The organism is Luteimicrobium sp. NPDC057192 (assembly GCF_042670205.1).
Classification (GTDB): Bacteria; Actinomycetota; Actinomycetes; order Actinomycetales; family Cellulomonadaceae; genus Luteimicrobium.
Genome location: NZ_JBHUWD010000056.1, coordinates 1 through 19,188, shown reverse-complemented (window position 1 = coordinate 19,188; position 19,188 = coordinate 1). Strand labels below are relative to the sequence as shown.

At 73.9% G+C, this 19,188-nt stretch carries 12 protein-coding genes; 6 read left to right on the top strand and 6 right to left on the bottom strand.

The window, feature by feature from the left end:
• Nucleotides 1-209: 209 nt before the first annotated feature.
• Nucleotides 210-1,655 carry an MFS transporter gene (locus tag ACFT5B_RS18810; RefSeq protein ID WP_386800712.1) on the bottom strand — a complete coding sequence of 482 codons (1,446 nt, stop codon included), beginning with the start codon at nucleotides 1,653-1,655 and terminating at the stop codon, nucleotides 210-212.
• A gap of 168 nt (nucleotides 1,656-1,823) precedes the next feature.
• On the opposite strand from ACFT5B_RS18810, the gene glp reads away from it, so the two are divergent.
• The 3 genes from glp to ACFT5B_RS18795 are packed head-to-tail and all read left to right on the top strand — an operon-like array spanning nucleotide 1,824 to nucleotide 5,157.
• On the top strand, nucleotides 1,824-3,803 hold the full coding sequence (glp, locus tag ACFT5B_RS18805; protein ID WP_386800711.1) for a gephyrin-like molybdotransferase Glp: 1,980 nt from the start codon (nucleotides 1,824-1,826) through the stop codon (nucleotides 3,801-3,803).
• On the top strand, nucleotides 3,800-4,063 hold the full coding sequence (locus ACFT5B_RS18800) for a DUF6457 domain-containing protein (protein ID WP_386800710.1): 264 nt from the start codon (nucleotides 3,800-3,802) through the stop codon (nucleotides 4,061-4,063). The genes glp and ACFT5B_RS18800 overlap by 4 nt, the downstream gene beginning before the upstream one ends.
• A 50-nt stretch (nucleotides 4,064-4,113) precedes the next feature.
• Nucleotides 4,114-5,157, top strand: a complete 1,044-nt coding sequence (locus ACFT5B_RS18795) for a phosphotransferase family protein (protein WP_386800709.1) — start codon at nucleotides 4,114-4,116, stop codon at nucleotides 5,155-5,157.
• A 111-nt stretch (nucleotides 5,158-5,268) separates the two neighbouring features.
• Here the strand turns inward: ACFT5B_RS18795 and ACFT5B_RS18790 are convergent, their stop codons facing one another.
• A complete protein-coding gene (locus tag ACFT5B_RS18790) occupies nucleotides 5,269-6,237 on the bottom strand; it encodes a helix-turn-helix domain-containing protein (RefSeq protein WP_386800708.1) in 969 nt (322 codons plus the stop codon).
• 156 nt (nucleotides 6,238-6,393) lie between these two features.
• Between ACFT5B_RS18790 and ACFT5B_RS18785 the strand changes: the two genes are divergently transcribed.
• Nucleotides 6,394-10,503: a hypothetical protein gene (locus ACFT5B_RS18785; RefSeq protein ID WP_386800707.1), complete on the top strand. Its 4,110-nt coding sequence runs from the start codon at nucleotides 6,394-6,396 to the stop codon at nucleotides 10,501-10,503.
• Nucleotides 10,504-10,657: 154 nt separating this feature from the next.
• On the opposite strand, the gene ACFT5B_RS18780 is transcribed toward ACFT5B_RS18785, so the two are convergent.
• The 4 genes from ACFT5B_RS18780 to ACFT5B_RS18765 form a co-directional block, all read right to left on the bottom strand.
• Nucleotides 10,658-11,239 carry a dihydrofolate reductase family protein gene (locus ACFT5B_RS18780; RefSeq protein WP_386800706.1) on the bottom strand — a complete coding sequence of 194 codons (582 nt, stop codon included), beginning with the start codon at nucleotides 11,237-11,239 and terminating at the stop codon, nucleotides 10,658-10,660.
• 79 nt (nucleotides 11,240-11,318) lie between these two features.
• Entirely contained in the window at nucleotides 11,319-12,326 is a 1,008-nt protein-coding gene (locus ACFT5B_RS18775) for an RNA polymerase subunit sigma-70 (protein WP_386800705.1), read from the bottom strand.
• 97 nt (nucleotides 12,327-12,423) lie between these two features.
• A complete protein-coding gene (locus tag ACFT5B_RS18770) occupies nucleotides 12,424-14,976 on the bottom strand; it encodes a TIM-barrel domain-containing protein (RefSeq protein WP_386800704.1) in 2,553 nt (850 codons plus the stop codon).
• A gap of 150 nt (nucleotides 14,977-15,126) precedes the next feature.
• On the bottom strand, nucleotides 15,127-16,527 hold the full coding sequence (locus tag ACFT5B_RS18765) for an ABC transporter substrate-binding protein (protein ID WP_386800703.1): 1,401 nt from the start codon (nucleotides 16,525-16,527) through the stop codon (nucleotides 15,127-15,129).
• A 204-nt stretch (nucleotides 16,528-16,731) separates the two neighbouring features.
• Between ACFT5B_RS18765 and ACFT5B_RS18760 the strand changes: the two genes are divergently transcribed.
• Both ACFT5B_RS18760 and ACFT5B_RS18755 read left to right on the top strand, forming a co-directional pair.
• Nucleotides 16,732-17,796, top strand: a complete 1,065-nt coding sequence (locus ACFT5B_RS18760) for a LacI family DNA-binding transcriptional regulator (protein ID WP_386800702.1) — start codon at nucleotides 16,732-16,734, stop codon at nucleotides 17,794-17,796.
• A gap of 591 nt (nucleotides 17,797-18,387) precedes the next feature.
• Nucleotides 18,388-18,936, top strand: a complete 549-nt coding sequence (locus ACFT5B_RS18755) for a hypothetical protein (RefSeq protein WP_386800701.1) — start codon at nucleotides 18,388-18,390, stop codon at nucleotides 18,934-18,936.
• Nucleotides 18,937-19,188 lie beyond the last annotated feature (252 nt).

Sequence of the window (19,188 nt, the reverse complement as noted above, 5' to 3'; positions counted from 1 at the left end):
CTCGCTTTCCTGAACGTTTACTGCTAGCAAGCCAAGTCTTGCCTTACTGTGCTGAGGCTCGCCTTCCATGACCGTGTTGTCAGAACCTGACGGCAGCGGGGTGCCGCCAGGTTCTGACAACTCGTGGGGTGGTGTGCCGCGCCGCGGGCCTCAGAAACCGCGGCGCGGCAGCCTGGGGAACGGTCCGCCCGGGCTCGCCGGGCGACCGCTCAGATCGAGCGGGCCGCGAGCCGCGAGCCCTTGCGCTGGTAGACCAGCCAGGTGACGACGCCCATCACCAGATAGACCCCGATGAAGACCCACAGGGCCGGCACGAGGCTGCCCGCGTGGTTCGTCGACGCGGCGAACCCGCGCGGGATGAGGAAGCCGCCGAACGCGCCGATCGCACCGGCGATCCCGATGCAGCCCGCGGCCGCCTTGCGGGCGCCGTCGAGCAGGGCGGGCCGGGCGTCCGCGGGTGCCGCGTCGTCGTCGGACCTGGGCGCGGAGGCCTCGGCGTCGGCCCGGAAGATCGCAGGGATCATGCGGTAGATCGACCCGTTGCCCACGCCCGACGCGACGAACAGCACGAGGAACGAGCCGAAGAACAGGCCGAAGCTGTGCTCGTGCAGCGCCCCGATCGCGCCCAGGGCGCCGAGGGCCATGACGACGTACGACGCGATCGTGACCCGTGTGCCCCCGACGCGGTCGGCGAGCGTCCCGCCGAACGGCCGCGCCACCGAGCCGACGAGGGCCCCGAGGAACGCGAGCTGGATCGTCACACCGGGGAACTGGGTCTTGAGCAGCGTCGGGAACGCGCCCGAGTACCCGATGAACGACCCGAACGTCCCGATGTAGAGGAACGAGATCACCCACGTGTGCCGGGAGCGCGTCGCGGAGGCGAAGCCCTTGGAGTCGGCGTGCGCGGTCTGCAGGTTGTCCATGAACCGCCACGCGAGGAACGCGGCGACCACGATGAAAGGGATCATCATGAGCCCCGCGCGGCCGAGGTGGACGCCCGCGCCCGCGGCGATCACCAGCGGCACCGCGAGCTGCACGGCCGCGGTCCCCAGGTTGCCGCCCGCGGCGTTGAGCCCGAGGGCCTTGCCCTTCTCCTTCTCCGGGTAGAAGAACGAGATGTTCGCCATCGACGACGCGAAGTTGCCGCCGCCGAAGCCCGCGAGCGCCGCGACGCCCAGCATGACGCCGAAGGGTGTGTCGGGGTTCTGCACGACGATCGCCAGCGCGGAGGTCGGGAGCAGGAGCAGCAGCGCCGACACGATGGTCCAGTTGCGGCCCCCGAACGCGGTCACCGCGAACGTGTACGGGATGCGGAGGGTCGCGCCCACGAGGCTCGGGATCGACACGAGCCAGAACTGCTGGTCGACCGTCAGGGCGAACCCCGCCCCCTCGAGCTGCGGGACGACGATCGACCACAGCGCCCAGACGGAGAACCCGAGGAACTCCGCGAACATCGAGATCCACAGGTTCCGCCGCGCGACCAGCCGGCCACCGTCGCGCCAGAACGTCGGGTCCTCGGGGTCCCAGTGCTCGATCCAGCGACGGCCCAGGCGGCGTCGCGCCGGGGCTGCCACCTCGGCGACGGGTGCGGCCGCGGCGGCAGCCGGGACGGCGGACGCGTCCGTGGTGGTGCCGTCCGTGGTGGGGAGTGACATGGCGGTCTCCTCGCTGACGGTGGGGCTGAGCTCGGTTGGCCCGACGCTAGGAAGCCCGTGTTTCACCGCCCGCCGAGCGCAGTTAAGCGGCCGTAAGGGTTTGCGCACAGCCCGCCGAGCGGCCCGGTGAGGACCCGTTCGGCCGCCCGCCAGGCCTACGGTGGGGCCGTGGACTCCCCCGCCCCGCTGCGCACCGTCGACGAGCACGCGCGTCGGGCGGTCGCGCTCGTGGTGCCGCTGCCGACCGTCGACCTGCCGCTCGACGACGCCGTCGGGGCGGTCCTGGCCGGCGACCTGGTCGCCCTGCTCGACCTCCCGCCGTTCGACGCGGCCGCGATGGACGGGTACGCGCTGCGACGGTCCGACGCCGCCGCGCCGGTCACGCTGCGGGTCGTCGGTGAGGTCGCGGCCGGCTCCGCGTTCGACGGCGCGGTCGGGCCGGGCGAGACGGTCCGGATCATGACGGGCGCCCCGCTGCCCGCGGGGGCGGACGTCGTCGTGCCCGTCGAGCGGACGTCGACGGGCACGTTCGCACCCGACGGCGGCGCCCGTCCCGACGCGGCCGACGTCGCCGTCCCCGCGCTCGCGCCGGGCGACCGCGCGCACGTGCGCCGGCGCGGCGAGGACGTCACCGCGGGCACCGTCGTCGCGCCGTCGGGGACGGTCGTCTCGGCGCGGCTCGCCGCGCTCGCGGCCGCGCTGGGCCACGCGACCCTCCCGGTCCACCGGCCGCCCGTGGTCGCCGTCCTGTCCACGGGCGACGAGCTCACGCCCGCCGGCTCGCCCCTCGCGCCGGGGCGCATCCCCGACTCGAACTCGGTGCTCCTGGCGGGCGCCGTCCGCGGGGCGGGCGCCCGGGCGATCCGCACGGGCGGCGTCCCCGACACCCCCGCGGCGCTCGCCGCCGCCCTCGACGACGCCGTGCGGGCGGGTGCCGACCTGCTCGTCACGACGGGCGGCGTGAGCGTCGGGGCGCACGACGTCGTCCGCGCGCTCCTCGCCTCCCCGCCCAGCGACCCCACCGCCGGGGCGACGGAGGTCGACGTCGCCGCCGTCGGCATGCAACCCGGCAAGCCGCAGGCGCTCGCACGCTGGCGCGGCGTCCCGTGGGTCGCGGCGCCCGGCAACCCCACGGGCGCCTACGCGTCGTTCGAGCTGTTCGTCCGGCCGATGCTGGCGCGCCTCCGCGGGCTCCCCGGCAGCACGTCGGGCGACGCCGTCGACGAGTCGCGCATCGTCGCCGCCGGGTGGCGCTCCCCGCGCGACCGCCAGCAGCTCGTCCCCGTGCGCGTCGACGACGCCGGCCGGGTCGCCCCCGTGGGGGACGGGCACCGGCTCTCGGCCCTCGCGCTCGCCGACGGGCTGGCCGTCGTGCCGGCGGGCACGCACGAGGTGCGCCCCGGGGACGCGGTGCGGGTCCGCCGGTTCGCGCCCGCCCCCGCGAACCCACCCGTCGGAGAGCCCACCGCCGAGGCGGGCGTCCGGTTCGACGCCGTCGTCCTCGCGGGCGGTCGCGCCGAGCGGCTCGGTGCCCCGAAGCCCGGCGTGACCCTCGCCGGACGCACCCTGCTCGACCACGCGCTCGCCGCGACGGCCCCGGCGCGGCGGACCGTCGTCGTCGGGCCACCCGAGCTGTCGCGGCCCGGGATCACGGTGGTCCGGGAGGAGCCGCCGTTCGGCGGGCCGGTCGCCGGGCTGGCGGCGGGCCTCGCCGCGCTGCCCCGGCCGGAGCCCGGCGACTCCGAGGTCCCGGTGCTCGTCCTCGCGTGCGACGTCCCCCGCGCGCACGAGGCCGTCCCGCTCCTGCTCGCGGCGGCCTACGGACCCGCCGCCGACGCCCCCGACGGCGCCTACCTCGTGCGCGACGGGCGCCCGCAGTGGCTCGTCGGGGTGTACGCACGCGACGCGCTCGACCGCTCGCTCCGGGACCTCGCGGCGAGCGGCGACGGCCTCGCGGGTGCGAGCGTCCGCGCTCTCGTCGCCGGCCTGCGCTGCGCCGAGGTCGCGGACCCGGGAGCCCTGAGCGACGACGTCGACACGTGGGACGATGCCGCCAGGCTCGCCGCCGCGCTCTCGCTCGCGTCCGCGGCCCCGGGCGCCGCGGACGACCCCGACCCGCACCACCCCGACGACTGGAGGACCCGGTGAAGGAGCTCGACGACTGGCTGCAGGCTCTCGCGGACGAGGTCGGGTTCGACCCCGCCGCGGTGGACGTCGACGCCGTGCTCGACCTGGCGGGCGACGCGGCGCACAACGTCGTCCGGCCGGCCGCGCCCCTGACGACGTACGTGGCGGGCTACGTGATCGGGCTCGCCGCGGCGCGCGGCGAGGAGGGCGCGCCGGACGCGACCGCCGTCCTCGACCGGATCGCCGCGTTCGCGCGTGCCTGGAGCGCTGCGACGGACTGAGCGCTTTCGTCCGTTTTTCACGAGACCGTCGCAATCGTTACGCTCACACGGTGACGAAGCCTCCGCAGCCGACGCCGGCGCTCACCGACGAGCAGCTCGCCGCCCTGTGCGCACCCCTCGGCCGACCCGTCTCCACCGAACGCCTGCACGGCGGCCTGTTCGCCGCCGTGCACGCCGTGACCCTCGACGACGGGCGCCGCGTCGTCGTCAAGGCCGGGACCGCCGACCCGTCGCGGCTGCTCACCTACGAGCACGGCATCATCGGCACCGAGGCGGCGTTCCTGCGCCTCGTTCACGCGACCCCCGAGACGCCGTCGGACCTCGTGCCCGAGGTGCTCCACGAGGACCGGACCCGCACCGCGTTCCCCGGCGAGGCCGTCGTCATGACGTACGTCGACGGGATCCCGTGGTGGCGCCTCACGGCCGACGCCGAGCGCGCGGGCGCACCCCTCGACGACGCCACGACCGCGCGCGTCCAGCGCGAGACCGGCGGCGTGCTCGCCCGCCTCCACCGGGCCCGCGGCACGCTCTTCGGCTACCCCGCCCCCGAGGCCGGGCTCGCGCGCACCACCTGGCCGGACGCGTTCGCGGCCATGATCGAGGCCATCCTCGACGACGCCGCACGCTGGGGCATCGAGGTGCCGTCGTTCGCGGTCCGCGAGGGCGTCGTCCGGGGCGAGCAGGCGCTCGCACGGATCACGACGCCACGCCTGGTCCACGGCGACCTCTGGGCGGGCAACGTCCTCGTCGACCCGGCGTCGTACCAGGTCACGGGCATCATCGACGGCGAGCGCGCCCTGTTCGGCGACCCGCTCTTCGACCTCATGGCGGCCGACCCGCTCGGCACCGGCGGGATCCCGGCGCCGCTGCTCGAGGGGTACCGCGCCGCGGGCGGGACGCTCGCCGAGCCGCGCACCCCCGCCGCCGAGGACGAGGCCGTCCGGCTGCGCCTCTACCGCATCTACCTGCACCTCGTGATGCACGTCGAGCAGGGGCCACGCGGGCCGGGGAACGACCCGGCGTACCGGGCGCTCGTCGTGCAGAACCTCGAGACGCTCGTCGCGCGCCTCGCCGCCCGCCCGGTCGCCGTCTGACGTCGCCGCGTCCCTCTGGTCCACCCCGCCGTGAGGTAGCGCTTCTCGCCCGAGGTAGCGCGGACTTCCCGCTGTCTCGGGCGAGAAGCGCTACCTCGCGAGCGAGGCTGGTCAGACCCAGCCGCGGCGGACCGCCTGCGCGCCCGCCTGGAACCGGCTCGTCGCGCCGAGCCGCACGACGAGGTCCGCGATGTGTCGGCGCACCGTCCGCTCCGACAGCCCGAGCTGACGCCCGACGGCCTCGTCCTTCAACCCGGCGGCCAGGAGCGCAAGGAGGTCGCGGTCGACGGCGGAGAGCTCGCCGTCCGCATCGGCGGCGGGCGGGGTGAACAGCGGCGCGCCCTGGCTCCAGGTCGCCTCGAAGAGCTCGACGAGCGCGTCGCACAGCCGCGAGCGCCGGACCACGACCGCCGCGGTGCGGGTGCCCTCCTCGCTGTCCGTCAGCGGGATGACCGCCGTCTCCCCGTCGACGACGACCATCTTGAGGGGGACGTGCGGGACGATGCGTGCCTGTTCGCCGAGCGCGACGATCTCGCGGATGTTCTCGGTCCGCCCCTCGACCGACAGCACCTCGGTCGCGTACACCGCCCGGACCCTGACCCCGCGTGCGAGCACGTCCCCCTCGGCGGTCGGGGCGTTGGGCTCGGCCGCGACGTACGGGGGCGCGTCGAACGCGAGCACCTCGCGCTGCGCCCCGCGCATGACCTCGGTCACGCGCTCCGTGATCGCCGTCGGGCCCTCGAGCACCTCGACGAGGCGGTGCGGCTCCGAGCGGAGCGTCCGCTCGTGGAAGTCGGCCGCGTAGGTCTGGACGGCCGACGTGGCGCGCTCGAGCTCGGCCTGACGGGTCCGGATGAGCGCGGTGAGGCCGAGGGCGGGATCGACCGGGGCGAACCGGACGGGCGAGCCGTCCAGCACGGCGACCAGCCCGTCGGCGACGAGCCGGTCGGCGGCCCGGCGAGCGACCACGGCGCTGACCTCGAGCTCGTCCGCCAGCTCGCGCACGCTCAGGCTCGCGTGGTGCAGCAGCACCCGGTACGCCCGCTCCTCGACGTCTCCGAGGCCCACGCCTTCGAGCATGCTCGTCCTCCTCCGGTGAACCCCCGGCGATGACAACGTTAACGGCCGGAACCGGAAGGTGGCCGGTTCTGACCAGCCTCTGAGCACCCGGATCCGGCCGGCGCGCTGAGAAGGTGGCGACACCGCCTCCGCGCCACCCAGAGAGGGAACCCCCGCATGAGAGCCCGCACCCGGAGCCTGCGCTCCGCCTGCCTCGCCGCGACGGCCGCCGTCGTCGTCGCCACGGTCACGGCGCCCGCAGTCCACGCCGCCGACAGCGGCACCACCGACCCGAACGGGCCGCGCCTCACCGCCGCGCAGCTCGGCAAGCTCAGCCAGCGCTACACGCCGCAGGCCGACGGCACGCCCGGCCTCGTCGCGCAGGCGTCGGGCACGGCCGCCGCCGGCTCGGCCTCCCAGCCGCAGACGCTCCAGAAGAGCCTCGGCGCCACGAGCAAGAACGACGGCGACGTCCAGGGCTTCGAGTCGAAGGGCAGCATCGAGACCGTCCGCGGTGCGATGTCGACCCTCGCACTCTCCGGGACGTCCGACTGGGTCGGGATCACGAGCGCCGGGACCGTCGCGCGCTACGACGCGCAGGGCCGGGTCGTGTGGCAGGACGGCGTCCACGACCTCGCGAAGGCCTGGGACGTCACGAACGCCAACGACGTGCACACCGAGGACCTCACGCCGCAGCTCTACGAGGGCTTCAACCCGTATCAGCCCGGCTCGACCGGCCGGCACCCGTTCGCGCAGGCCGACCTCAACCACGACGGCACCGCCGACGTGGCGGTCGCCTACCAGCTCGGCGTGAGCCCGAACGCGCCCTTCACGACGCCCGGCTCGGACCTGCAGAGCGGCACCTTCGTGAGCGTCTTCGACGGGAAGACCGGCACGATGCTGTGGCACCACCTCATGCCGGGAACGATCGGCTCGATGACCGTCCAGGGCGGCACGCTCGTCGTCGCCGAGAACACCGGGCCGGACTGGAACTACAACCCGGTCGCCGAGCAGGGCGACAGCCGCAGCGCGCTCGTGGGCTTCCGGTTCTCGGGCTCGGGGGCCACGCTCACCGGCACCAAGGCCTGGACGTACTCGACCGGCGCGCCGTTCGCGGACTGGAGCGACGTCGAGAACCTCGGCGCCGGACAGATCACCGCAGGCTGGACCGACACGCCCCTCGGCCTCGGCACCCCGCGCCCGGCCGCCGGCCACGTCGTCGTCGTCGACGCCGCGACGGGCAAGGAGAGGCTCGACGTCAAGACGCCCGGCTACCCGCGCATCGTGGTGCCCGACGCCACGAGCGGAAAGGTCGTGGTTGCGGAGCAGAACGACCCGCTCGACTCCGTCTTCTGGCAGCTCACCCGGATCGACGTCGCGACGGGCAAGCGCAGCGTCGTGTCGACGCGCGAGAGCGCGATCCCCGTGGCACTGACGGTGAACGCCGCGGCACACGGCCAGGAGCCCGCGTACGTCGCGGCCGAGCTCGGCATCAACGCCGACCTGAGCGACGGCGCGAGCAGCGTCGTCGGGCTCGGCGCGTCCGGCAAGCAGGCCTGGTCGTACACGACCTCGACGACGGTCGGCGCGGGCGAGTCTCCCGTCGGCGGGCTCACCGTCGACCCGCAGGGCCACGGCCAGGTGCTCGTCGCCGTGTCCGACCCGGTGGCCCAGTCGCTCGCCCAGCCCGAGGGTCCGTTGCACACCCAGCTCGTCGCGCTCGACGCGCGCGACGGCGACGTGGCGTGGAAGCAGGACGGCGCCGTCGTCGGCGACGGCGTCACCGCCTACCAGGGCGGGTACCTCACGGTCGGCTACGACCTCACCGCCCGTCGGACGACGTCGCACGGCACCGCGACCGCGCTGCCGCTCCTCGGCGACCTCTACGCCACCGACGCCACCGACGTGAACGGCGACGGCACCCCCGACCTGATCGTCGGCGGTCAGAGCCACGGCGTGTTCGCGCTCGACGGCAAGGCGCTCAAGTCCGACACGCTCAAGACGCTGTGGTCGACCCCGGTCAGCTCCGGCGTGCACGCGGTGCACGTCGCGTCCGTCGCGGACACGAAGGGCAGGACGGCGCGGCGCGTCGTCGTCGCGACCTCGCACGGCTTCGCGGTGCTCGACCCGAAGACCGGTGCGCTGGTCTCCGACACCACGACCGGCGCGTTCCAGTACGACGCACCGGTCGTCGGCGGGCACGTCCTGGCGTCCGGCACGAACGGGCTCGGCGCCTACGACGCCACCGGTCACGCCGTGTGGACGTACCTCCCGAAGGACGCCGCCGGCAAGGACGTCGTCTACTCGGCGCCCCGCACCGACGGTGACGGCCGGGTCTTCCTCGAGTACGGCGGCGTGCGTCCCGACTTCGGCACGGGGATCTCCGACCCCGCGCCGACGGGTGTCGCCCTCGACGCCGCGAAGGGCACGACGCTCTGGACGGTCCAGCCGGCCGCGAGCACCAAGGCCGTCTGGGCCGAGACCCAGAACGGCGTCTACGCGTCCCCCGACGTCCCCGGCACCGACGGTGACGGCGTCGCCTTCACGTTCGGCGGCGACACGCCGGCCACCGCGGGTCACACCGCGCTGCTCGTGAACGGGCGCACGGGCGCGACGGTGAAGACTTACACCGCCGTGGGCTCGGCGACGTTCCAGGACTGGACGTCGTCGGCCGACCAGGGTCTTCTCTGGCTCCACACCATCCTCGCGACGACGGTCCCCGCCGACGGGTCGGAGCCGTACTTCGCGCGGACCAACGTCTACCTCCAGGACGGTACGGTCGCCACGGCGCAGGACGGCAGCGAGATGCTCGTCTCGGGCGTCGGCGGCGTGCTCGCCTACGACCTTCCCTTCCCGGACGACCAGGACCGGTACCAGGACGGCGACGCGTCGGCGTTCGCCTACTACGCCGGCTCGGTGAGCCCCCTCCCGCTCGACCCCGACAAGGCCACCGACCTCGTCGCGCTGCAGGAGGACTACGCCGCGTACAACCTCAACCAGAGCGTCGGCGGCTACGCCTCCGACCCGTACGCGACGGACGCGTTCCCCCACGGTCTGACCGTGCTGCAGGCCACCGGGAAGTCCGGGGCCGCGTCGTCCGACGCCGCCGCAGCACTCCCCGACACGGCGACCACGAAGGCCGCGACCACCCCCGTGGCGCTCGTCGACCACCGCCTCCCCGTGGGGACGGCCTCCGCGCCGCACCAGGTCCTGTCGAAGTCGGTGGTGAAGCCCGCCGTCGACGACGGCGAGGCCACCCGCGGCTACACCCCGCAGCAGATCCAGAAGCGCCTGGGGCTCACGGGTGACGGGACCGGGCAGACGGTCGCGATCTCGATCGCGTACGACTACCCGACCGCGAAGGACGACCTCAACCACTTCGCGGCGCACTTCGACCTGCCGCAGACCTGCGACACGGTCGCCGACGGCACGGACTGCTTCGACCTCGACGTCGTCTACGCCGACGGGACCAAGCCCGTCCAGGACGACGGCTGGAACCAGGAGGCGGCGCTCGACCTCGAGTGGCTCCACTCCGTCGCGCCGCACGCCAAGATCGTGCTGGTCGAGGCGAAGGACGCCTCCGCAGCGGCGCTCTACGGCGCGATCGACAAGGCAGCGACGCTGCACCCGACGGCGATCAACAACAGCTGGGGCATGTCCGAGTTCTCGGAGGAGTCGTTCTACGACGCGCACTGCGAGCTCAGCACGGTCTGCACCCAGTCGACGGGCGACGACGCGTGGCCCTCGGGCTACTCGGCCACGAACCCGGCGGTCCTGGCGGTCGGCGGGACGAACCTGAAGCTCGACGCCGACGGCAACACGACCGGTGAGTCGGCGTGGCGGTCCACGGGCGGCGGGTACAGCTTCTTCGAGAAGCGCCCGGCCTACCAGGACGGCGTCACGACCTCGCCGTTCCGCGGCACGCCCGACGTGAGCTTCGTCGCCGACCCGAACACCGGCGTCGCCGTGTACGTGACGGTCCAGGGCGAGCACTACTGGATGCAGGTCGGCGGCACGAGCCTGTCGTCGCCGATCTGGGCCGGCATCATCACCGACGCCGACCAGCTCCGGGCCGCTGACGGCAAGGCGCCGTTCGCGTCCGCCGGCACGGACGGCGACACCATCCACCGGGCGGTCTACTCGCTCGGTGACGCGCTGAGCGACGTGACCACGGGCTCCAACGGCCTGTGCGGCACCGAGTGCACCGCGGGACCCGGCTACGACACGGTGACGGGCCTCGGCTCGCCGCTGGCCGGGATCGACAAGGCCCTCGCCTCCCAGGAGTAGCGAGAAGCCGCCCGACGCCGGGGTCACGGCGCCGGGCGAAGGGCGAGGCCCACCTTCCTCCGCAGCGGGGCGGAAGGTGGGCCTCGTCGCGTCGTCGAGGTAGCGCTTTCCGCACGAGGTAGCACGGAGTCCGCGCTGTCTCGGGCGGAAACCGCTACCTCGCGGGTGCCGGGGACACGATGCCGTACGTCACGACGACCAGCCCGTCGCCGAGCTCGCGGGACGCGAGGCGACGCAGCCGGGCGGGGCCGCTCACGTCGTCGAACAGCCGCCGCCCCTGCCCGGCGACGACGGGGAAGACGACCAGCCGCAGCTCGTCCGCGAGGCCGTGGTCCAGCAGGGCGCGGACGAGCTCGTAGCTGGCGTAGACGAGGATCTCGCCGTCGGTGCGGTCCTTGAGCGCGGCGACGTCGTCGAGGCGTCGAAGGACGGTCCCGCCGCGCCAGACCGGCTCCGCGAGCGCCGTCGACACCACGTACTTGGGCAGGGCGTTGAGCCGGTCCGCCCAGGCGCCGTCGCGCCCGTTCCAGCGCGCACCGAACCAGGCGTCGCTGCGCCGCCCGAGCAGGAGCGCCGACGCGCCGAGCGCCTCCTCGGTCTCGAGCCCGGCCCAGGCGTCGAGGTCGGATCCCCCGGCCTCGACGAACCACCCGCCGCGCTCGAACCCCTCCTGCCCGTCCGGGTCCTGGACGACGCCGTCGAGCGTCACGTTCGACATGATCACGATCGTTCCCACGGTGCTGCTCCTTGCTCGGTCGATTCCTGACGGCGGGGTAGACACCGCCGTCGCCGGAAACGGAGCAGGGCGCGCCCGGCTAGGGCGCCGGGAGGACCGCGGGGAGCCCGAACCGCGCGAGCTCCGTGGGCTCGAACCGCGTCATCGCGCCGATGCGGTCGCGGGCGATCGTGGCCGTGAACAGCCCCGAAGCGCGGGCCGTGCCGTCGGGGGCGCGCAGGTACGTGCCGAACGCCGGACCGCCGTTGGCGCGAGTCTCCACGAGCCGGTAGCGCCGGCCGGGCGCGAGCAGCAGGCCGAAGAACCGGAGCACCGGGTCGAGGCCCCGGTACTCGAGCGGCATGGGCGGCATCGACAGGAAGACGTCGTCGGTGAAGAGGTCGACGAGCGCGTCGAGGTCCGCGGCCTCGTACGCCTCGACGAACCGGGACACGACGGCGCGCTCCCCGGCCGAGCCGGCGGCCGGCGCGGCCCCTGCGCCCGGCTCGACGTGCTCGCGTGCGAGGACCGCGCGCGCCCGGTGGAGCGCGCTCTCGACGGACGGGACCGACGTCCCGAGCATCGCGGCGACCTCGCTCGCACGGAACCCGAGCACGTCTCGCAGGACGAGAGCGGCGAGCCCGCGCGGCGGCAGGAGCTGCAGCGCCGCGACGAACGCGAGCGACACGGACTCCCGCCGCTCGTACCGCGCCTCCGGTCCGACGAGGCCGTCGGGCACGGCGTCGAGCAGCGCGTCCGGGTACGGCCCGAGCCACACGACCGTGCCGAGCCCCGTCGGCTCGGGCTGCTCCACGCCGACGACTTCCCACGCCTTCGCCGGTCGCCGGCGGGCCGCGCGGAGCGCGTTGAGGCACGTGTTCGTCGCGATCCAGTAGAGCCAGGTGCGGACCGACGAGCGCTCGCCGAACCCGGCCAACCCACGCCAGGCGGCGACCCAGGTCTCCTGGAGGGCGTCCTCCGCGTCCTGGACGGAGCCGAGCATGCGGTAGCAGTGCACGTGGAGCTCACGGCGGTAGGGCTCCGTGAGGTCGCGGAACGCTTGCTCGTCGCCCGCGCGCGCCCGCCCGAGCAGGTCCGTCGTCGTCACGCCCGCTCCCTCCCCCGCCCGCCGAAGTAGTACGGCCGCCCGCATACTTCGCGAAGCAGTACGGCCGCCGGCATACCTCGCGGGGTCGTGCCTCGCGTCAGTGTGCCAGGAGGAGCTCGCCCAACGCCGTCTCGAGCGGGCGGTCGAGGCCGAGCGCCTGGAGGCGTGAGACCCGCGCGGTCACGGGCTCGTCGGCGGTCGCGACGGCGAGCAGGTGCTCCTTGAGGTCGTAGCCGACCTGCGCGCGGTCGAGGAGGTCGAACACCCGCCCGGGCAGGTCGCCCGCGTCGAGCGCGGTCCCCGCCCCCAGCCCGACGACGACCTCGGCGTCCACGGGCACGTCCGACACGGTCACGGCGAGCGCCGTCCCCCGCGGGTCGGCCGGCAGCGCGACACGGCGCACGTCCGCCTCGACGTGCACCCCGTCGACGGCCACGACGACGCCCGCGGCCTCGTCCGGGCCGAGCACCGCGAGCGACGGGAACGTGAGGGTCCACGTCCGGCGGCTGGGCACGGCGGCGAGCCCCTCGGCTCCGCCACGCACCGGCCCGACGGCGGCGCGCCCGTCGGCCTGCGACCACCGCACCGGGGTGCGCGCGACGTTCGGGGCACCCGGCCCGTCGACCGGGCCGCCGTCGTCCTCGACGAGGTCGAACGCCCCGTCGGCGCCCACGACCACGAGCACCTCGAGCGCCTCGGGAGCGGCGAGGTCGTTGCCGGGGACGGCGGCGCCGTCGAGCGGGACGACCGCACCCGCAGGCGCGAGGACGGGCACCGAGGCGAGCGGGCGGTGCAGGACGATCTCCCGCCCGCGCCCGGCGCCGTCGTCGGGCACGGCGTACACCTGACCGGTGAGCACGTCGACCCACGTGCCCGGCGGGAGCCAGGTGCGGACCTGTCCGAGCCGCGTGGCGGCGTCGACGGGCGAGGTGATCGGCGCGACGAGCAGCTCGGAGCCGAACAGGAACGTGGTCCGCGCCGCGTACGCGCCGGCCGCGCCCGACCAGCGGTGGTAGAGCGGGCGCACGAGCGGCGTCGCGTCGAAGGCCGCCCGGTGGTTCATGGCGTGCAGGTAGGGCACGAGACGGTGGCGCAGCCGCAGGAACGCGGTCATGACCTCGCGGGCCTCGGCGCCGAACGCCCACGGCTCCTTGGTGATGAAGGGGTTGGCGCCGGAGTGCAGGCGCATGATCGGCGACAGGACGCCGAGCTGGAACCAGCGGGTCGCGAGCTCGTCGTCCTTGGCGCCGTGGAAGTGGCCCCCGACGTCGTGCGACCACCAGCCGTAGCCGATGTTCGACGCCGACGCCGTGAAGTACGGCTGGAAGTCGAGGCTCGCCCACGAGATGACGCTGTCGCCCGAGAAGCCGACCGGGTAGCGGTGCGAGCCCGGTCCCGCGTACCGGGAGAAGGTGAGCGGCCGGTCGTCCCGCACGGCCCGGCCTCCCGGCGTCCGGGTGAGCTCGCGCGCCCGCGCGTTGTCCAGGAAGTGGAAGTGGTTGAGCATCCACAGCGGGTCGATGCCCGTGACCCGCGAGTGCGGGCCCGACTGCCAGTCGAGCCACCAGAAGTCGACGCCGTCGCGCTCGAGCCGCCGGTGCAGGACCGCGAAGTACGCCTCGAGGAACGCGCGGTCGGTGACGTCGAACGCGATCGGGTCACGCTGCGAGGTGTCGCGGCCGAGCGCTGCGGCCATCGCGTCGTACGCCTCCTCGTGCGCGCGGACGCCGTCCGCGGGGTGCACGTTGAGCGTGACGCGCAGGCCGCGCTCGTGCAGCCAGGCGAGGAACTTCGCGGGGTCGGGGAAGAGCTCGCGGTTCCACGTGTAGCCGGTCCAGCCGCTCCCGAGCTCCGGGTCGACCTCGACGACGTGCCAGTCCATGTCGACGACGCTCACCGAGAACGGCACGCCCTCGGCCGCGAACCGCTCGATCAGCGCCTCGTACGACGACGCCGCGTACGGGTGGTAGCGGCTCCACCAGTTCCCGAGCGCGAACCGCGGGAGCAGGGGCTGGGGTCCCGAGACGGTGTAGAAGGCACGGAGTGCCTCGGCGTGGTCGGTCCCGTACGCGAAGACGTACAGGTCCTCCCGCCGGCCCGACGACGCTGCCCCGGTCGCGCCGCGAGGCGCGACCCAGCCGTCGTCGGTGAACAACATCGAGGCGGAGTCGTCGAGCACGGCGAACCCGGTGCGCGAGACGACGCCGGGCTCGAGCGGGACGGCGCCGTCGGCCTCGTCGAGCGTGCGGGCCGTGCCGCGCAGCGCGGGCATCCCGGCGACGGTGCCCTCGGCGTCGCCGAGCTCCTCGCCGTAGCGCCAGACCGAGTGGTACACGGTGATCCCGCCCTGGACGGCGACGGACAGGCCGCTCGTGCTGAACGGGCCGCGGTCGTAGACGAGGCGGAACCGGTCCGTGACGACCTCGAGCTGCGGGCCGTCGTCGAGCACGCGGAACTCCGGGACCGGGAGCCGGCGGCGGACGGCGAAGGTCGAGGCACGGTCCTCGAAGACGCCGTCGTCGGCGTACTCGAGCCTGACCAGCCCGTCCGTGAGGACCGTGATGCGGTACCGGTCGCCCTGCACGACCGCGCGCGGGTCGGCGACGGGGTCCGTCGCGAGGACGGGAAGGCTGCGGGCGTCGTCGGGCATGGATCCAGTGTTCCTCGTCTGTGCACGGGCGGAGCCGGTGGAGAAGGTGCTTGCAAAGATGCGCCGGCCGGTGGGCGGAGCGGAGCCCACCGACCGGCGCACGGGGCCGGCCCAGGTCCGGATGACGGGCCGGAGATCAGGTGCTGACGGTCAGCTCGCGGAGTCGATCGCGCGCTGCGCCTGCGTCTGGGCGTCGGACAGGAGCTTGTCGATGTCCGCGTCCTTCTGGGTGAGGATGCTCTGGACGACCGGGTCGAGCTTCGCGTACACGTCCTGCGTGGCGACGCCGGGCTCGGGGACGAGCGGCTGCTTGAAGACGTTGTCGGTGTAGCCGGTCATCTGGTCGAGCGGCACGTTGATGTACGGCTTGATCCACTCCTGCTGCTGCTCGTAGGTCTTCTGGTCGAAGATCGGGAGCTGGGGCGCACCCACGGGCTGCTTGTTCGCGACGGACTCCTGCGAGGAGGCGACGGCGGAGTCCTTGTCGATGAGCTTCTGGACGTAGTAGAAGTCGATCCACTTCACCGAGGCGACCTGCGCCTGCTCGTCGGCCTTCGCGCTGACGGCGGCGAGCGTGCCGCCGCCGAGGACGCCGGCGTCGTCGCCCTGGAGCGGCAGGACCGTCAGGCCGTAGTCATCGAGGTCCATGTCGTTCTGCGTGATGAGGTTCGGCAGGTTGCCGCCGCCCGACACGTACATGCCGATCTTGCCGGCCGCGAAGTCCTGGTTGATGCCGTTCCAGTCGTAGAGGAAGTTGGCACCCATCGAGTTGTCGGTCCAGCGCAGGTCGTGGAGGTACTGCGCGACCTGCTTGGCCTGGTCGGTGGCGATCGTCGCAGTCGTCTTGCCGCCGTCGGTGGCCTCCACGCGGCCGCCGAACGCGTTCACCATGGTGGTGAAGATCCAGCCGCCGGTGTTGTCCTTCGTCATCATCGCGAGGCCGGCCTGGCCGGTCTTGTCCGCGATCTGCTTGGCGTCGGTGCGGACCTCGTCCCACGTCGTCGGGGGCTTGTCGGGGTCGAGCCCGGCCTGCGTGAACAGCGTCCGGTTGTAGTGCAGGCCCTGGCCGTAGGCGGCGATCGGGACGGCCCACATGTTCCCGTCCGCGTCCTCGCCCTCGGCTGCGATGTTCGGGTTGAAGCTGTCCGCGTACGGGAGCTGGGACACGAGGCCGCTGATGTTCGCGATCTGGTCCTGCGCGATGAGCCCCCGGCCGTCCGTGAACGGGACGGTGAACACGTCGGGGAGCGTGCCGCCGGCGAGGTCGGCGGTGAACGTCGTCGCGGTCCAGGTGTACTCCTGGGCCTTGACGGTGACGAGCGGGTTCGCCTTCTCGAAGGCGGCCACGCGAGCGTCGAACTGGTCCCTGGCGTCCTTGCTCAGGCCCTTGTCGATCGCGACGGTGATGGTGACCGGGCCGCTCAGGGTAGCGACGGCCGTGGGGCTGGTGCTCTTGTCGGCGGCACCGCTGTCGCCGCTGCTGCACGCCGCGAGGGTGCCGAGGCCCAGCACGCCGACGACGGCGACCGCAGCCTTGATCGATGACTTCATCGTCTCTCCTTGGAGGTCCGGCGGGTGGCCGGGGTCCGGGTGGGGGCGCTGCGCCGTCGGGCGAGCCCGGCAGGTTTAGCGCTACACGTTTAACGCTAAATGCCGATAGGATCGGGCGTCAAGACGTCGAAGGAGTCCGGACGGTCACGATGTGGTCACGGCCCGTCGCCGGGCTCGACGACCGCACCACGACAAGGAGGCACGGTGGCCCGGGTCACCCTCAAGGACATCGCCCACGAGGCCGGCGTCAGCGTCATGACCGTCTCGAACGTCGTCAACGGCAACCTTGGGCGCGTCTCCGCGACCACCGCCGACGAGGTCCGCCGCGTCATCGCCGCCCGCGGCTACGTCCCCAACGGCTCGGCGCAGTCCCTCGCCGCGGGCCGGACCCGGCTCGTCGGGCTGCTCGTCCCGCCCGGCACCGAGGACCAGAGCCTCCTCGTCAGCGCGCACGACGTGAGCGTCGTCGGGGCCGTCGAGACCACGCTCCGGCACCACGACAACCACCTCATGCTCCGCAGCGCCGGCACCGCCGACGACGTCCGCGAGTCCGTGCGGCGCTGGAACCTCGACGGCATCGTCGTCATGAACTACACCGACGCCCAGCTCGAGGCCCTCGACCTCCCCCGCGACACGCCCGTCGTCCTCGTCGACGCCTACGAGCGCGAGGGCGCCGCCGCCGATGCCGTTGCCGGTCCGGGGGCGCGGGTCGTGCGCGTCGGGTCGGACGACGCCCAGGGCGGCCGCCTCGCGGCCGAGCACCTGCTCGCGCTCGGGCACCGCCGGATCGTGTTCTGCGGCCCGACGACGACGCCCAGCCGGGTCGTCGCCGAGCGCCTCCGGGGGTTCCGCGAAGCGCTCGAAGCGGCGGGCGTCACGTGGGACGACACGCTCGTCGTGCCCGCCAACACCAGCTTCGAGGAGGGTCTGCGGGCCGGGGGCGTCGTGGCGGCCGAGCACCAGGACGCGACCGCCGTCCTCGCGACCGCCGACATCCTCGCCGCCGGCGTCGAGAAGGCCCTCGCGCGCGCGGGCCGGCGCGTGCCAGACGACGTCTCCGTGGTCGGGTACGACGACACCGACGTCGCCGAGTACGTCACCCCGAGCCTCACGACCGTCCGACAGGACGTCGTCGCCAAGGGCCGCACCGCCGCCACGCTGCTGCTGGAGATGATCGACGGGGAGCGCCCCGCCGACCCCCCGCGCCTGGGCGTCGAGCTCGTGGTCCGGGAGTCGACGGCCCCGCCCCCCTCCCCTGCCGCGACGTAGACCTCCCGCGGTCTACCTCGGCGCCGAGCATGGGGCTGCTCACACCCCCCGACGCCGAGCATGCGGTGGCCCACCCGTTCGACGTCGAGAAGGTGGACGACCCCCTGGTCGACGCAGTGCCCAGGTGGACGACCGCATGGTCGGCGGGTCACGATCCGGGGCGCGGGGTCACAGGTGCGTCACGACGCGCGTCCTCGCAGGTCGGACGCGCCGCGCCGCTGCTAGCGTCGCGAGCACCAGGACGGACGAGGGGGTTCCGTGCACGCTCACCGACACGCCCGCGCGGCGCGACGGGCCGTCGCCCTCACGGCTTCGTTCGCCCTGCTCCTGGCGCTCCCGACGACGGCACACGCGGCCGAGCCCGTCACACCCCCGGCTCCGGGCACCACCGCACCGGAGACCGTCGTGGCGGCGCTACGTCCGGGCGGACCAGCCTTCCAGGAGGCTGCCGAGCTCGACGCGACGGGCCAGGACGGGACCGCTGACCCTGCGGCGACAGCCCCCGACTCCACCCGGTTCGGCGCAACCCACCTCGAGCTCAGCTTCGACGCGACCACGCGGTCAACCGCTCCGCGGCTCACCGCTGAGGACGTGCAGCGCGTCGACTGGCTGACTTTTGAGTACCGCGACGGCGTCGCCGTTCGGGAGCTCGCGCTGGAGACGGACGCCACGTTCGTGAGCCTCGGCGATATTGCCGAACCCGAGCTGGTGGCGACGGTCGAGGCCCTGCCGCCCGACGTCGCTGTCCTGCACGCGGGGCCACCGGTGACCACGTCCGAGGTGTTCGCCCTGAGCGCGGACCGCACCGTCGTGACTCCGCTGAGTCACGACGCCGTCGCCCTCGTGGGCGCCGCCCCGGTGCGTTTCGCCGAGTTCCGCACGGCAGCCGAACGGGAATGGAGGGTGTGGGTCGATGCGCAACCGACCGATCTTCCCTCCGACGTGGTCGGCGCCGCAGGCGGTGTCGCGGCCCGTCAACCTGCTGCCGGGGGCGGCGGTGCCTCGTCGATGTCGACGGGCGAGTCACTCCTCGCAGCGTCGATCTATGTCGTCATCCCCGGCCTCCTCGCGTTCGTGCTCTGGGAGCGTCGCCACACGCTCCGCGCTGCCGCTCGGGAGAAGGCCCGCGCGCCGAGATAGCGCTGCCCACGTCGTCAACAGGTCAAGCCCGGCAGCGAACGCACGCCCGAACCGCAGACCGTGACCGCTCATCGACGAAGCACCCAGCAGGCTCCTTCAGACGGGCGGCGCCGCCCTGGGAGCCTGAACGCTCCCGCCGCTGACCCGAGGGAGACGGGACGACGACGGACGAGGGTGCGGGTCGGGGGTGTCGCGCGCGATCGTGGCGGGTCTGGCGGGAGGCCGCGAGGGACGAGCGGCCGGATGGAAGAT